The organism is Clavibacter nebraskensis NCPPB 2581, from assembly GCF_000355695.1.
In the GTDB taxonomy this organism is placed as follows: Bacteria; Actinomycetota; Actinomycetes; order Actinomycetales; family Microbacteriaceae; genus Clavibacter; species Clavibacter nebraskensis.
Genome location: NC_020891.1, coordinates 2,763,955 through 2,778,482, shown reverse-complemented (window position 1 = coordinate 2,778,482; position 14,528 = coordinate 2,763,955). Strand labels below are relative to the sequence as shown.

General features: G+C 68.7%; 16 protein-coding genes. 10 read left to right on the top strand and 6 right to left on the bottom strand.

The features are described from left to right. Nucleotides 1–56: 56 nt before the first annotated feature. Nucleotides 57–1,121 (bottom strand): S66 family peptidase, encoded by a 1,065-nt coding sequence (locus CMN_RS13010; protein WP_015491240.1) that lies wholly within the window; start codon nt 1,119–1,121, stop codon nt 57–59. On the opposite strand from CMN_RS13010, the gene CMN_RS13005 reads away from it, so the two are divergent. The 4 genes from CMN_RS13005 (at nt 1,120) to CMN_RS12990 (ending at nt 2,288) form a co-directional block, all read left to right on the top strand. Next, nucleotides 1,120–1,440, top strand: coding sequence for an antitoxin VbhA family protein (locus tag CMN_RS13005; protein ID WP_227077692.1), 321 nt, complete (start codon nt 1,120–1,122; stop codon nt 1,438–1,440). The two genes, CMN_RS13010 and CMN_RS13005, sit on opposite strands and share 2 nt — an antisense overlap. A 15-nt stretch (nt 1,441–1,455) precedes the next feature. Beyond that, entirely contained in the window at nt 1,456–1,656 is a 201-nt protein-coding gene (locus tag CMN_RS13000; RefSeq protein WP_015491238.1) for a hypothetical protein, read from the top strand. Between the two features lie 111 nt (nt 1,657–1,767). Continuing rightward, nucleotides 1,768–2,001 (top strand): type II toxin-antitoxin system ParD family antitoxin, encoded by a 234-nt coding sequence (locus tag CMN_RS12995; protein ID WP_041465310.1) that lies wholly within the window; start codon nt 1,768–1,770, stop codon nt 1,999–2,001. Beyond that, on the top strand, nt 1,998–2,288 hold the full coding sequence (locus CMN_RS12990; protein ID WP_015491236.1) for a type II toxin-antitoxin system RelE/ParE family toxin: 291 nt from the start codon (nt 1,998–2,000) through the stop codon (nt 2,286–2,288). The genes CMN_RS12995 and CMN_RS12990 overlap by 4 nt, the downstream gene beginning before the upstream one ends. Nucleotides 2,289–2,327: 39 nt before the next feature. Here the strand turns inward: CMN_RS12990 and CMN_RS12985 are convergent, their stop codons facing one another. Continuing rightward, nucleotides 2,328–2,618, bottom strand: coding sequence for a response regulator transcription factor (locus CMN_RS12985; protein ID WP_404842828.1), 291 nt, complete (start codon nt 2,616–2,618; stop codon nt 2,328–2,330). On the opposite strand from CMN_RS12985, the gene CMN_RS15595 reads away from it, so the two are divergent. Continuing rightward, complete coding sequence (locus tag CMN_RS15595) at nt 2,609–2,713, top strand: hypothetical protein (protein WP_080606018.1); 105 nt, start codon at nt 2,609–2,611, stop codon at nt 2,711–2,713. The two genes, CMN_RS12985 and CMN_RS15595, sit on opposite strands and share 10 nt — an antisense overlap. Before the next feature lie 27 nt (nt 2,714–2,740). On the opposite strand, the gene CMN_RS12980 is transcribed toward CMN_RS15595, so the two are convergent. Beyond that, a complete protein-coding gene (locus tag CMN_RS12980) occupies nt 2,741–4,339 on the bottom strand; it encodes an N-6 DNA methylase (protein WP_015491235.1) in 1,599 nt (532 codons plus the stop codon). A gap of 369 nt (nt 4,340–4,708) precedes the next feature. Here CMN_RS12980 and CMN_RS12975 point away from each other — a divergent pair, with 369 nt between their 5' ends. Further along, on the top strand, nt 4,709–7,387 hold the full coding sequence (locus CMN_RS12975; RefSeq protein WP_172638683.1) for an Eco57I restriction-modification methylase domain-containing protein: 2,679 nt from the start codon (nt 4,709–4,711) through the stop codon (nt 7,385–7,387). Between the two features lie 51 nt (nt 7,388–7,438). Here CMN_RS12975 and CMN_RS12970 read toward each other — a convergent pair whose 3' ends face one another. Beyond that, a complete protein-coding gene (locus CMN_RS12970) occupies nt 7,439–8,107 on the bottom strand; it encodes a response regulator transcription factor (RefSeq protein ID WP_015491233.1) in 669 nt (222 codons plus the stop codon). 124 nt (nt 8,108–8,231) lie between these two features. Between CMN_RS12970 and CMN_RS12965 the strand changes: the two genes are divergently transcribed. Next, entirely contained in the window at nt 8,232–8,510 is a 279-nt protein-coding gene (locus CMN_RS12965) for a GlsB/YeaQ/YmgE family stress response membrane protein (protein ID WP_015491232.1), read from the top strand. 114 nt (nt 8,511–8,624) lie between these two features. Here the strand turns inward: CMN_RS12965 and CMN_RS12960 are convergent, their stop codons facing one another. After that, nucleotides 8,625–9,392, bottom strand: a complete 768-nt coding sequence (locus tag CMN_RS12960; RefSeq protein ID WP_015491231.1) for a ferritin-like domain-containing protein — start codon at nt 9,390–9,392, stop codon at nt 8,625–8,627. 352 nt (nt 9,393–9,744) lie between these two features. Between CMN_RS12960 and CMN_RS12955 the strand changes: the two genes are divergently transcribed. Next, nucleotides 9,745–11,640, top strand: a complete 1,896-nt coding sequence (locus CMN_RS12955; RefSeq protein WP_015491230.1) for an ABC transporter ATP-binding protein — start codon at nt 9,745–9,747, stop codon at nt 11,638–11,640. A gap of 37 nt (nt 11,641–11,677) precedes the next feature. Here the strand turns inward: CMN_RS12955 and CMN_RS12950 are convergent, their stop codons facing one another. Beyond that, a complete protein-coding gene (locus CMN_RS12950) occupies nt 11,678–12,514 on the bottom strand; it encodes a sugar phosphate isomerase/epimerase family protein (RefSeq protein WP_015491229.1) in 837 nt (278 codons plus the stop codon). A gap of 176 nt (nt 12,515–12,690) precedes the next feature. Here CMN_RS12950 and CMN_RS12945 point away from each other — a divergent pair, with 176 nt between their 5' ends. Beyond that, entirely contained in the window at nt 12,691–13,422 is a 732-nt protein-coding gene (locus tag CMN_RS12945; protein WP_015491228.1) for a ThuA domain-containing protein, read from the top strand. Further along, nucleotides 13,419–14,513 (top strand): Gfo/Idh/MocA family protein, encoded by a 1,095-nt coding sequence (locus CMN_RS12940; RefSeq protein WP_106389167.1) that lies wholly within the window; start codon nt 13,419–13,421, stop codon nt 14,511–14,513. Before CMN_RS12945 ends, CMN_RS12940 begins: the two co-directional genes overlap by 4 nt. Nucleotides 14,514–14,528: the final 15 nt, after the last annotated feature.

Below are 14,528 nucleotides of genomic sequence, written 5' to 3'. Positions count from 1 at the left end.
TGACTCGCGCATGACGTGAAGTCCAGCAGGAGTGGGGGCTTCTCTGTTCCTCTGCCTCAGCTGTAGTCCGCGTGCACGGTCTGCGCCGCCCCGTCGAGCCGCACCGTCCCGCCGTGCGGCAGGATCCACTGCGGCCGCGTGTGCCCGAACGGCACGCCCACGCACACCACGGCGCGCGGGTTGTAGCGGGCGATCTGCTCGATGACGGTGTCGCGCTGCTCCGCGCGCAGCCGGGCGCGCTCCTCGGCCGACGGCACGGGCGCGCCCATCACGATGGTCACCGGACGGGCGACGAGCACGCCCGCGACCACGTCGAGGATCCCGCGCTCGCCGAGCCCCCGCACCCACCGCCGCACGCTGTCGGCCGACGGCACCTCCTCGCTCGTCTCGAGCAGCAGGATCCCGCCCTCGAGCTTCGCGACCTCGGGCATGCGCCCGGCCATCGCGATCTGGTCGATCACCTCGATGCAGCCGCCCCACGTCGGCCCCTCCACCGTCTTCGCCGGGCCGGCCCACTTCCACGGCTCGGTCGCGTGACGCTCGCCGTGCTCGGTGAGCGCGCGGGGATCCGTCCAGTCGATCCCGAAGTCCTCCGACTCCCCGGGCTCGGTGATCTCGAGCTCCTCGCCCTCGATGAGCGCGGCCCGCAGCGAGCGCAGGTGCACGTCGTCGATGCCGGGCCCTGCGCCGAGGTGCACCTGCGTGGATCCGCCGTAGAAGGAGGGGATGCCGAGCCCGGCGAGCAGGTTGTGCAGGTTCGTGTTGTCGCTGTAGCCGAGGAACGGCTTCGGGTTGCGGGCCAGCTCCTCGATGTCGACGTGCGGGATCACCGTGACCTGGTCGTCCCCGCCGATGGTCGAGACGATCGCGCGGATGGAGTCGTCGGCGAACGCGGCCGTGATGTCGGCGGCGCGGTCACGGGCGCTCGCGCCGAGGCGCCGCGTGGTCGGGTACTCGACGGGGATCAGCCCGGTCGCCTCCTGCAGCCGCCGCATCGCCTGCTCGTGCACCTCGGGCGCCATGCCGGGCGCGGCGAACGCGGGGCTCAGCACCGCCACCCGATCCCCCGCCTTCGCCTTGGGCACGGACTTGCGGAACCGGGAGGTCGTGGAGGGGATCATGCGGGTCATGCTGGCAGAGGCGGCGGGGAGCGCGCGGACTCCGACCCGCTCCGCTCGGTACTCTCATCCGACCGAACGGAAGGGCCTCGTCGTGGCGCACGCAGAGAACGCCGCCGCCGCGGAGGACGCACGAGTCCGCGAGCACCTCGCATTCGCCGACGCCGCGCTCGCGCTGGCCGGGCACGAGGTGACAGATCCGGTGCTCCGCGCCATCCTCGAGCGTGCCGCGCGGCACGAGATCACCTCGGAGGAGGCGATCGCCGAGATCCGCAGGCACATCCAGGGCGATGCTCCGTCCTCTGACCACACGTCGGTCTGACAGGGGCTCGCGGAGATGCAGCATGGATCCGGTGACGCCGAGGACATCGCGGTCCGGGCGGCCGAGAGCCTGGCCTTCGCCGATGCGGCGCTCGCGCTGGCCGGCGGCGAGGTGACCGACCCGGTCCTGCTCGAGATCACCGAGCGGGCCGCGCTGGAGGAGATCACCTCGGAGGAGGCCGTCGCCGAGATCCGGCGGCACGTGCTCGGCCGATAGCTCCGGCCCCGTCTTTCGCGATTCAGCTGCTGCCCTCTTCCTGGCGCTGTCGATACGGCGATGACCCTCCGGGCCTTTCTCGGAGGTACCAATCCTTGGTACCTTCGCCCCATGGCGCAGAACACCTCGATCAGCCTGGACGGGCACTTCACCGGCTTCCTCGCCCGGGAGGTGGAGTCCGGGCGCTACCGATCCGCGAGCGAGGTGGTCCGCGCCGGGCTCCGTCTCCTGGAGGACCAGGAGACGCAGCTCGAAGCGCTGCGTGCGGCGCTGGTCGCCGGCGAGGCGAGCGGCGAGGCCGCACCGTTCGACCTCGACGCGTTCATCGCGGACAAGCGCGCGTGAAGCCGCACCGGCTCACGCCGGCCGCGACGAAGGACCTCTCCGAGATCTGGGACTACACGGAGGAGCGCTGGGACGCCGATCAGGCTGAGACCTATGTCCGGGAGATCGGCGCCGCGATCAGGCGGGTCGCCGAAGACCCCACGCGCGGCCGTGACTGCGGCGACATCCGCCCGGGCTACCGGCGGTACAGCATCGAGAGCCACACCGTGTACTACGTGGACCGACCCGAGACGGTCGACGTGATCCGGATCCTGCATCAGCGGATGGACCCGTCGCGCCATCTGTGATCGCTCGCAGGGCCGCGCCGGGCAGCTGTCCGAGGCCCTCTACGGCCCGCCCAGCCAGTGGTCGATCCGATGGTGGTCCGGGCTAAAGCCGTGCCCCACGCCCCAGATGACCGCCTGCGTGCGGCTCTGCACCTGGATCTTCCGGTAGATCGAGCGGATGTAGCTCTTCACCGTGTTGGGGGAGAGGTACGTGAGCGCCGCGACCTCCTGGTTGCTCTTGCCCTGTGTGATGAGCGCGAGGATCTCCGACTCGCGGTCCGTGATCCCCTCGCGCTTGCCCGGCCAGTCGAGCGCGGTAGCAGGAGCCGCAGGTCGAGGCGCTGCGAGCAACGCTGGTCGCCCGTGAGGCGAGCGGAGAAGCGCCACCGTTCGACATCGACGCTTGCATCGCGGACTATTTGAGGCGCAATATGAACCCAAGGTGAAGCGAAGTCCGTGGTCGGGGCAATGCGTCACGTGCTTTTCCGACCGCGACGCAAACGACGTTCTCGAAGCAGGTATCCTGCTTCGCGGATGGCCCCGATCTCGGCCTCCGAGAAGTCGAGGCGGTCGATCATGACCCGCTGATCCACAAGTGCGATGGCTTGCTCAATCTGTCCATTTCTCAAAAGATCGTCGACTCTTGACATGAGGTCTTCATCGATCAACTCGGGATCCGGCACGAGAAGCGCCACGGCTTCAGTAGGTTCGACTTCCAGAAGGCCACCGCCGTAGCTTCGGCCGAGGACCTCTGACATGGCCTGCGTCGCGGAGTTAAGGGCAGCGACCGTTAGCCTCCTCATGTCTACGCCAGGCTTCACGAAGACGCGATGCACTGTGTCGGTACTAGTGGCTCCGGTGTCATTGCTGAGAAAGCGTAGGTAGGTCGAAACCTGCCTCAACATAAATCCATCCGGCTGCGAGATTGAAGGAACAGACCACCAGGATTGGCGGATGCGGCACTTGTAACCGTCGTTGACGCCGTCTTGTAAGCCCAACCGAACGTACCGCGACAGGGAGGGGTCGGATGCGACGTCGTGCGCGGGATCGAGCGCGAGCAACCTAGTCATGGCTCCTCGTGCGGCCTGTGATCTCAGGTCTTGCGAGGTCAGGCCCACCCCGGTGAATTGCGCAGACCGAGAGAGCAGGGGAAGAGTGTGCTCCTCTATTCCGAGACGCTGCGCCTCCGCCTCCGTCATGCAGAAAAAGGAGTTCCGTCCAGTCACCACTCCGACATTGACTTTTGCGTAGCGCTCGAGGCGGGCCAGGCGTGAGTCGTTCTTAAGGTCGCGCAGGAGGCCGATCTGAACGACGTCGAGGAAGTACTTGGTCCACTTCTCAGAGCCATGAAGAGGGGCGCGAATGGCTGCGACATCGAGGTCGACGTCTGTGAGATGCGCTCCATTCGTCACTTCGACGGTGCGGATGGAAGCGGGGCCATTACCTTTGGTGACCAGTAGTAGCACCACTTCTTGAAGGACGCCGGGAAAGACCAGCTCACGGAATGCGACGATCGTGATCTCACTACATTGGTCCACAAGATACGCGCGCACTTGAGCGGCGTAGCCGACCTGCAATAGCTCCGCTGGGATCACGAGGCCTACTCGGCCGCCGTCGCGAACTGCCACGACGGATGCGACTACGAATGGAAGCCAAGCGTTGGTCAGCCTAGTAGGGCTCAAGCCTTCAGAGCGCATGAGCTCGAAGGCGGGCTCTCGGTACTGTTCCTCCCACGATCCGTAGCGGATGAACGGAGGGTTGCCCGCTACGCCGTCGAACGTCCCATGGCGCTCGGGAGCGAACCATGAGAAGAAGTCCCCGTCGAAGACGTCTGCACCCGTGCGCTCGCGAGCCGCAGCGGCCTCGAGGGGGAACAGCTCGACGCCCGTCGCTCGGCCCGAGGCCGCGAGGAACTGCAGGATCTCCCCGTCCCCACACGACGGCTCAAGCAGTTCGTCGCCGGCGACGGCGACCCAGGCGGCTACGAACCTCGCGAGCGGCTCGGGCGTGTAGTACCCCCCGCGCAGCTTCTCGCTCGAGGGGGCGCTCTTGGCTGCGAACACGGTCGTCATGACTCAATTCTGCCTTGCCCGACTGACACTCGTGTCCGTGCCTCCTCCGGTGCGGCAACCGCACGGTAGCCTCACCGCATGGTCTTTGCCCGGGTCACCAAGTCCGAGGGGCTCCGTCGCGTCACCGACCTCGTCGCGCGTTACCGAGGTGTGGCCTCTGAGCTCGTCCGGCCAGGATCGACGTACACAGAGACTGATGTCCGTGTGGAGTTCATCGACCCCCTCCTCGAGTGTCTCGGCTGGGATGTCAGGAACCAGGGCGCACATAGCCAGAGGTCAGTTGAGGTTGTAAGGGAGCGGACAGGAAGAGACGCCGACGGATCGTGGGGTCGGCCGGACTACCGCCTCCGTTTGGACGGAATGGACGTCATGCCGATCGAGGCGAAAAAGCCGTCCGTCTCCTTGGCTACAAATGCTTCGTCCTCGCGACAGGCGCGGTCGTACGGTTGGTCTCTGTCGCTCCCCGCTGCCGTTCTCACGAACTTCCACGAACTCATCGTTTTCGATTCGCGAGTAGAGCCGCGTGAAACCGACGGCCCGTCGGTCGCGGTCCTGCCTGGAGGCGTCTTCGGTTTCGAGGAATTCGTTACTCGATTCGACGAGCTCTGGCGTCTCGTCTCATACGAATCCCTCAGGGTTACCGGGCTCGAAGGCATCTACGACTTCGCCCGCCCGCCCCGGGGTGAGTCGCCTTTCGATCAGCGCTTTCTCGGTGACTTCCGTCACTGGCGTCAGTCGTTGGCTCAAGCTGTTGCCGATGGTAATCCAGCCCTCGGCGCGCCTGAAGTAGGTCGCCGGGCTCAGAGCCTGCTGAACGCTCTTCTATTTCTGCGCGTCTGCGAGGATCGGGAAATAGGGCGCTATCGCAGCCTGTTTGACTCGGCGCGATCGCGAACCTTGGTGGAAGCGTTTCAGGCTGCCGATCGAGTTTACAATGCGGGGTTGTTCAATGTGTTGCACGGGACCACCGTCGATGCGGACGTGCTGATGCTTGTGGTCGAGGACATGTATTGGCCGCGCACGCAGTATGCGTTCGGTGTCCTCGACGCGAGTATCCTCGCGGGCGTATACGAGCAGTACCTGGCTGAGCGGGTCGACCTCGACGAATGCCGGCGCGTCACTCTCATATTAAAGCCAGAACTCGTTCATGCTGCTGGGGTCGTAGCGACGCCCGACGACATCGTGAAAGAAATCGGGCACCAGGCTTTGGGGCCTGCTCTGGCGGAGGGTGTGCCCGAAGACCTGACCGTGCTCGATCCGGCAGTTGGCAGCGGAGTCTTCCTCCTCGATGCATTTGACCGGCTGGTTGAAGCGGCGGAACTGGCGCGCCCCCGTCTGTCGCTGGCGGAGCGCGGAGCGCTTGTGCGATCGCATCTATTCGGTATCGACATCGACGGGGCTGCTGTGGAGGTCGCGAAGCTCAGTCTCCAGCTTGCGGTACTCGGTAACCAAGATGTCGATCCGGCGATCGCCCGGGGAGTGCTGCCGAACTTAGATCGGAACATCGTGGTCGGCAACGCTGTCGTGCGCGAGGACTTCGACGCGCTCGTTCCTGCCGCAGCGCGTGTGCCGCACCGCCGCGCACTTGTAAGCCCCCTCGACATCAAGGCGGCCATAGGGGCGGCGTATCCCAGAAGGGGCTTCAGTGTGGTCTTGGGGAATCCGCCGTACGTGCGCATTCAAGATCTCGCTCGCCACATGCCGGATCAGCTGCAGTACCTGCAGCACGGCGCGTCACTCTATGATGCCCCGGTCGCTAATAACTTCGACCTTTATCTCGTTTTCATGGAGCGGGCGTTAGAGCTACTGGCTCCTGACGGCCGTCTAGGCATGATCGTACCGAACCGTTTTGCAAGCCATCTCTCCGCGAGTGGTGTCAGGCGCAAGCTGGGCCCACGTCTTGAGTCCATGGTTCACTTTGGTGAGCAGCAGGTCTTTCCGGGACGTACGACGTACACCGCCATTGTCGTCGCGGGCCCGAAGAGAGATGATGCGGTCTCGATTGCCATGGTTGGGGATTTGGAAGCATGGAGGACGGCTCGCAGCGCAACATTCCTAGAGGTGGAGCGCACCTCGCTCGGTCCCGCGACCTGGCCCTTCGCGACTGTCGATCAAACCACACTGTTCGGCCAACTAGCCGCAAACTGCGTGGCCCGCCTGGGCGATCCAGGTTGGGTCGACATCTTCGTGGGCGTCCAGACGAGTGCCGATGAGTGGTTCTTCCTCAAACCGATTGATGACGGCGACGACGCAGGAATCGTGGAGTTCATCGATATCGAAGGAGTGCGTACTGGGATCGAGGCAAGCCTCTTGAAGCCCGCGCTGAAGGATCGTAAAATAGCCGTTTACGATGGACAGCCGATCCCGGACAGGCGGGTCATATTCCCCTACGTCTTAGATTCCGAAAGTCGTCGTATGAAGCTCATCACGGAAGATGTCATGCGCACGCAATACCCTCTTGCCGCGAAGTACTTCGATCGCCACAGGGGCAAATTACAACACGGGCGGAATGTGTCGCCGGATCCAGGCGAGGCCTTCTGGGCGTTTGGGAGGTCGCAGTCGCTCAGCAAACTTAGTGGGCCCAAGCTCATTGCCAGGGTGATGTCTCTGAGTCCCAGGTATGCGGTCGATCATGAAGGGCTAGTCGCGCCCGGTGGGGGAGACGGGGGCCCCTACGGTTTCCTTCGACCTGATGCGGACTGTCCCTACTCGATGGATGTCATTCAGGCGATCCTTTCCCATCCCGTGGTTGATTTAATGGTGTCGGTTGCGGGTAAGAAGTACAGAGGTTCGTATGCTGTGCATCGGAAGGAGTTCTTGAAGGGCATCCCCGTTCCGGCGCTCTCGGACCGCGCGCAGCTCGTCATCGAGGAACGCGTAGAAGAGCTTCGAGATCTCGCTGTCCAGCTTCGTGATGAGAGCGACACGGCGATAGCGTCGACCATGAAGGACCGCCGCCGTCTCCTTCAGCTAGAGGTCGAGGAGTTGCTCTCGAGCGCTTACCAACTGGATCCGGAGCTCGTGGCTCGTGTTCTCGATCCGGAGTGATCCGTTCCGAGTTCGCGAGTGTAAATTCTGCTGTGCGGCGACCAGTCCCTCCTACGGCCCGCCCAGCCAGTGGTCGATCCGATGGTGGTCCGGGCTAAAGCCGTGCCCCACGCCCCAGATGACCGCCTGCGTGCGGCTCTGCACCTGGATCTTCCGGTAGATCGAGCGGATGTAGCTCTTCACCGTGTTGGGGGAGAGGTACGTGAGCGCCGCGACCTCCTGGTTGCTCTTGCCCTGTGTGATGAGCGCGAGGATCTCCGACTCGCGGTCCGTGATCCCCTCGCGCTTGCCCGGCCAGTCGAGCGACGGCGCGCTCGCGGCCCGCAGCGGCGCCTCGCTGAACAGCTCCTCCCCCTGGTGGATCCGCTCGAGCGCCTCCACGAGCTCCCGCGCCGGCAGCGCCTTGGAGAGGTAGCCCTGCACGCCCTGCCGGCGGGCGTCGGCGATCAGCTCGGGCTGGAAGTTCCAGGTGTAGACGACCACGCGGCGGGCCCGCGGGTTCCGCACCAGCTCCGCGATCTCGTGGTGGTCGGACTCCGGCTGCGCGAACGAGTCGTAGAGCACGATGTCGATCTCGTCGGAGAGGGCCGCGTTCGCGTCGATCTCGGCGACGACCACTCGGTCGCGATAGTCGTCGAACATGTGGGCGAGGCCCTTCAGCACCACGTCGTAGTCGTCGACGAGCGCGATCGTGACGGGGCGGGTGCGGGTGGCGGGCATGGATCCAGGATCCCACCCCCAGGGGTGTGCACCCACACCCCGGAGGGTGGTTGATTGAGGTCATCGCCCCGAACGGGCACCACCGCGCGTCCTCCTGACGTGCTCGCACAGAAGAGAGATCACCATGCTCGGACTCATCATCAGCCTCATCGTCGTCGGCCTCATCGCGGGCTTCATCGCCCGCGCCGTCGTGCCCGGACGCCAGAACATCGGCATCCTCATGACCATCGTGCTCGGCATCGTCGGCTCGTTCGTCGGCGGATTCCTCGGCTTCCTGCTCTTCCAGCACGACGCCATGGAGGGCTTCTTCCAGCCCGCCGGCATCATCGGCTCGATCATCGGCGCCATCATCGTGCTGTTCATCTACGTGAAGGTCGGCGGCCCCAAGTCCGTGCGTCGCTGAACACGGCCGGGCGACCCGTCGATGCGCTGGCGCGCGTCTGACGACAGCCGGTAGCGGAAGACGGAGAGGGGCGGGCGGCCGAGGAGGCTGCTCGCCCCTCCCGCGTGCGCGGGGTCAGGCGCACGCGGGCTCGTCGGCGGCGTCCGTCGGCCCCAGCAGCGGCGCCCGCGGATCCACCAGCACCGAGCGCGCAGCAGCCCTGAAGCCGCGCATCGCCTGCCGCCAGTACGCGCGCGGTGCGACGCCGCAGGCGCGGAGCGCAGCGCGGTGGTCGACCACGACCACCGTCGCCGCGCCCGCCGCGACGACCGTCCACGCGGCGCCGATGAGCGAGCGCAGGGGAGCGGGGGTGTCGCGGAAGCCGGTGCGGAGGCGGTCGATCTGGAAGCGGACGTGGTCCCGCTCGTCGTCCGCGATGCGCCGCCCGAGGGCCCGGAGCGCGGGATCCGGCGCGTGGTCGGCGAGGGTGTGGAAGTAGCCCATCGCGACGGTCTCCGCGATGAGGAACAGGCTGATCTCCGTCCGCAGCCCGATGAGGTGCCGGAGTCGGGTGAAGGCCGCGTCCGTCCAGTGCGCGGAGAGCGCGGGCGCGTCGAGGTGGTCGAGCGCGCGGAGGAAGAGGGCCGCGTGCTTCTGCTCCTCCTGCACGAGGAGCGCGAGGGCGTGCGTGTACGCGGGATCGCCCGCGTCGGCCGCCATGCGCAGGAGGTGCACGCCGTCGCCGCTCTCGCCGAGCGCGAACCGCTGGAACGAGCGGACGAAGGCGCGGCGGGTGCGGGCGTCGAGCGGCGAGGGCGTGCCGGACGGGATCAGCTGCTCGGGCGCCAGGTGCCGGTCGGCGTTGGCGTGGAAGTGGGCGATCCAGTCGGCGGCGGTCGCCATGCGGGTCGCGCTCGCCGTGCCGTATCCCGCGGCGCGCGCGTGGTCCGCGCGGCGGACGCGACTAACTCCTCCGCCCGACGGCTCGAAGGTGCTGGCGGCCTGCCCGCCGCGCGTCCCATCCGGTGACGCTTCGCCCGCGCGGCGTGATCGGCGCCGTCCGTGGCTCATGATGGGGATGCGCGCACCGGGAGGATGAGCGGTGCGCGCCCCGCCCGCGGATCCGGCCACGACGACGGCGTCGCCACCCGGACCGTCTGCGGGACGCCGCCTCGGCTCACCGCCGCCGCGGACCATCCCGAGCCCGGCGGCACCCCTGCCCGCACCGAGCGGAGCGCCCACGAGAGGAACCACCATGAGCATGGAAGGCGTCGCCTGGAGCTCGCTCTACAAGATCTCGAGCGCACGGGACGGCAAGAACCGCATCTCCCGCGCGTCCGTCTGCCGGATCCTGACGTTCGCGGTGCCGTACCGGGCGAAGCTGGTGCTCTTCATCGCGCTGTCCGTCGTCGGCGCGTTCCTCGCGGTGGCGACCCCGGTGCTCGCCGGCCAGGTGGTCGACGTCATCGTCGCCCGCGGCGAGGTCGGCACGATCGTCCGGCTCGCCGTCGTCATCGCGCTCGTGGCCGTGGCCGACGCCGGGGTGTCGCTCATCACGCGCTGGTACTCGGCGCGCATCGGCGAGGACGTGATCCTCGACCTCCGCACCGCCGTGTTCGACCACGTCCAGAAGATGCCGATCGCGTTCTTCACCCGCACGCGCACGGGCGCCCTCGTGAGCCGCCTCAACAACGACGTGATCGGCGCGCAGCAGGCCTTCAGCGGCACGCTGTCGGGCGTGGTCACGAACCTCGTGGCGCTGATCCTCACCCTCGTCGTCATGCTCAGCACGTCGTGGCTGGTGACGGTGCTCGCGGTGGTCATGCTCCCCGTGTTCCTGATCCCCGCGCGCCGCATGGGCGGTCGCCTCGCCGCTCTCCGCCGCGAGGCCGCCGACCACAACTCCGCCATGAGCACGCAGATGACCGAGCGCTTCTCCGCACCCGGCGCCACCCTCGTCAAGCTCTTCGGCCGGCCCGACGAGGAGGCCGAGGAGTTCCGCGTGCGGGCCGCCCGGGTCCGCGACATCGGGGTCCGCAGCACGATGCTGCAGTTCGTCTTCTTCACCGCGCTGATGCTCGTCTCCGCCCTCGCGCTCGCGCTCGTCTACGGGCTCGGCGGCGTCCTCGCGCTCGGCGGGCAGCTGGACACCGGCGAGGTCGTCACCCTGGCGCTCCTCCTCACCCGCCTCTACGCGCCGCTGACCAGCCTCGCGAACGCGCGGGTCGAGATCATGAGCGCGGTGGTCAGCTTCGAGCGCGTCTTCGAGGTGCTGGACCTCGAGCCGCTCATCCGGGAGAAGCCCGACGCGGTCCCCGTGCCGTCAGGGCCGGTGGCCGTCGAGTTCGACGACGTGCGGTTCGCCTACCCGTCCGCGGACAAGGTGTCGCTCGCCTCCCTCGAGGAGGTCTCCACGCTCGACACCCGCGGCGGCGAGGAGGTGCTGCACGGCATGTCCTTCCGGATCGAGGCGGGGCAGACCGTCGCCCTCGTCGGCACGTCCGGCGCCGGCAAGTCCACGATCGCGCAGCTCCTCTCGCGCCTGTACGACGTCGACAGCGGCGCCGTGCGCCTCGCGGGGACGGACGTGCGCGACGTCACGTTCGCGTCCATGCGGCACACCCTCGGCATGGTGACGCAAGACGGCCACCTGTTCCACGAGACGATCCTGTCCAACCTGCGCCTGGCGCGGCCCGAGGCGACCGAGGACGAGGTGTGGGACGCGGTCCGGCGCGCGCGGCTCGAGCCCATGATCCGCTCCCTGCCGGACCAGCTCGACACCATGGTGGGGGAGCGCGGCTACCGGCTCTCCGGGGGCGAGCGCCAGCGGATGACCATCGCGCGGCTGCTGCTCGCGCGCCCGCGCGTCGTGATCCTCGACGAGGCGACGGCGGCGCTCGACTCGACGTCGGAGGCCGCGGTGCAGGCCGCGCTCAGCGAGGCGCTCGAGGGGCGGACGGCCCTGGTCATCGCGCACCGCCTCTCCACGATCCGCAGCGCCGACATGATCCTCGTCGTCGAGGACGGCGCGATCGTCGAGCGCGGCACGCACGAGGAGCTGCTCGCCGGGGGCGGGCGCTACGAGGAGCTGCACCGGACCCAGTTCGAGGTGCGGAAGGACGTCGCGGCGGAGGAGGCGGCGCTGGGCTGAGGCGCGCCCTGAGCCCGCCCCGGGCCGCGGGTCCGTCTCACCCGAAGACCCGCCGCACCACCTCGTGCTCCTGCTCGAGGCCGTCCCACTCGTCGGATCCGTCGGGCCGGCTCGACTCGTTCACCATCGCGAGCGCGCCCTGGTAGCCCGCGTCCTGCAGCACGCGGAGGGAGCGGGCGTAGTCGACGTCGTCCAGGCTGCCGTCGTCGTGGCGGTGCGCCTTGGCGTGGCAGGTGACGGCGTGCGGGGCGATGCGGGCGAGCTGCTCGTGCTTGTCGGGCATGGTCCAGTTGCCGAGGTCGATGAGGAGGCGCACGTCGCCCGCGTCGGCCAGCAGGGCGAGCACTGCGTCCGCGTCGGGCATCATCTCGCGCCAGTTCTCGACGACCACCTGGATCCCCGGGTGCCCGTCCGCGAGCCGCGACAGCCGCCGGGCGCTCGCTGCCAGCAGCTCCGGCGTGGGCGCGCTGCGGCCGGCGCCGACGCGGGCGTGGTGGGCGCCGAGAGTGAGTGCGTCGTCGAGCAGGTCGGAGATCCACCGCTCGTGCAAGTCGGCGTCGGTGGGGTGCACGAGGTCGCCGTCGTCGACCAGGAACGCGTCGAGCACGATGCCGGACGACTCGAGCGCGGCCCGCAGCTCCTCGAGGTAGGAGGCGTCGCGCGTGGGCAGCTGGAAGTGGGCGAGCTGCACGGCGCGGTACCCGCGGCGGGCGAGCTCGGCGGGCAGGTCGAGGAGGTCGAGGGCGCCGGCCGCCCGGGTGACGGTGCCGGATCCGTCCGGGCCGGGGACGCGCGGATGCCCGAGCGTCCCGTCGAGGGACCAGGCGTGGACGGCCTTGTCGGTGGGGCGGGTGGTGCCGGTCGGGCCGGTCACCGGATCGCTCCGTGGTCGTCGGCGATGGCGTCCATGCGTCCTCCGGGTCGCCCGCATCGGCGCGGGGCATGCGTACGATCGTAGGCGCGGGCATGCCGCGTCGTCACGGCCGATCTCGGGCCCGACACGTCCGGAGCGCAGCCCGATCCCCCGATCACCGCCGAACGAGGAGCGCCATGGACATCGTCGTCTGGAACGAGAACGTGCACGAGAGCCGGGGGGACGCGACCGTCCTGTCGCACTACCCGGACGGGATCCACGCCGTGGTCGCGGACGGCCTCCGCGAGCTGCTCGGCGACGACGCCTCCGTGAGCACCGCCACGCTGCAGGATCCGGAGCACGGCCTCACGGAGGAGCGCCTCGCCGCGACCGACGTCCTCTACTGGTGGGGCCACGTCGCCCACGGCGAGGTGTCCGACGAGGTCGTCGAGCGCGTGATCCGCCACGTCCACGCCGGCATGGGCCTCGTCGTCCTGCACTCGGGCCACTACTCGAAGGTGTTCACGCGCCTCATGGGCACGACGTGCTCGCTGAAGTGGCGCAACGACGGCGAGCGCGAGCTGGTCTGGACCATCGCGCCGCAGCACCCGATCGCCGCGGGCATCCCGCACCCGATCGTCATCGACCGGCAGGAGATGTACGGCGAGCAGTTCGACATCCCGCGCCCCGACGAGGAGGTGTTCCTCTCCACCTTCGCGGGCGGCGAGGTCTTCCGCTCGGGCGTCGCGTACCACCGCGGCCGCGGCCGGGTCTTCTACTTCTCGCCGGGGGACCAGGAGTACCCCGTGTACCACCACCCCGACATCCGCCGCGTGCTCGCGAACGCCGCCCGCTGGGTCGCGCCCACCCAGGGCCGCGCCGATCTCACGGCCGACCAGCACCCGCGCGACTGGTTCCTCGCCCGATGAGCGCCGCGAAGAAGCCCGCCGCATCCGCGGCTCCCGCGGCTCCCGCCTACGACGGCCCCCGCGTCCGCGTGATCCACGTCGGCCTCGGCGGCTGGGGCGGCGACTGGGCGCGCAACGCCGTGCCAGCCGTCGCCGAGATCGAGGTGGCCGCGATCGTGGATCCGAGCGAGCCCACCCGCGAGAGGGTGCGCGCGCTGCTCGGCCTGCCCGCGTCCGCCGCGTACGCCTCGCTCGCCGACGCGCTCGCCGCGGTGGAGGCGGACGCCGTCATCCTCACCGCCCCGGCCGTCACGCACGCGCCGCTCGCGCTGGAGGCGCTCGAGGCGGGCAAGCACGTCATCGTCGAGAAGCCGTTCGCGAACTCCACCGCGGAGGCCGCCGCCGTGGTCCGGAAGGGCGAGGAGCTGGGCCTCATCGTGCAGGTCAGCCAGAACTACCGCTGGTACCCGGCGCCGCGGCGGGTGCGCGAGCTGCTCGCGGCCGACGCGCTCGGCGAGGTCGCGACCATCGAGATCGACTTCCGCCAGTGGGACAACGACGAGCCCGACGACTACCCGCACTACCGGTTCCCGCAGCCGATCATCAACGACATGGCGATCCACCACTTCGACCTGATCCGCATGGTCACCGGCCGCGAGGCCGTGCGCGTGTTCGCCCGCACCAGCCGCCCGTCATTCAGCCACTACCGCGACCCCGCGGTCGCGAGCATGGTCATCGAGCTGGAGGGCGGCCTGGTCGTCGACTACCGCGGCAGCTGGCTGCACCGCGGACCCGTCACTCCGTGGGCGGGCGAGTGGCGCATCTCCGGCGAGGACGGCGAGCTGACCTTCACGAGCCGCGGCGAGGGCGTCTCGGCCGACCGGGTCGGGATCCGCGACGCCGCCGGCGCCGAGCGCGAGCTCGACCTCGAGACCCTGCCGCTCATCGGACGCGCCGCGGGCCTCCGCGCCTTCGCCCTCTCGATCCTCGGCGGCCCGCCGCCCGAGACGAGCGGCCGCGACAACCTCGGCAGCCTCGCGCTCATGGAGGCGGCCGGCCGCTCGGCGGAGTCGGGCCGCTTCGAGGACGTGCGCGACCCCCTCGCGGAATAGGCGCCTCATGCGCGA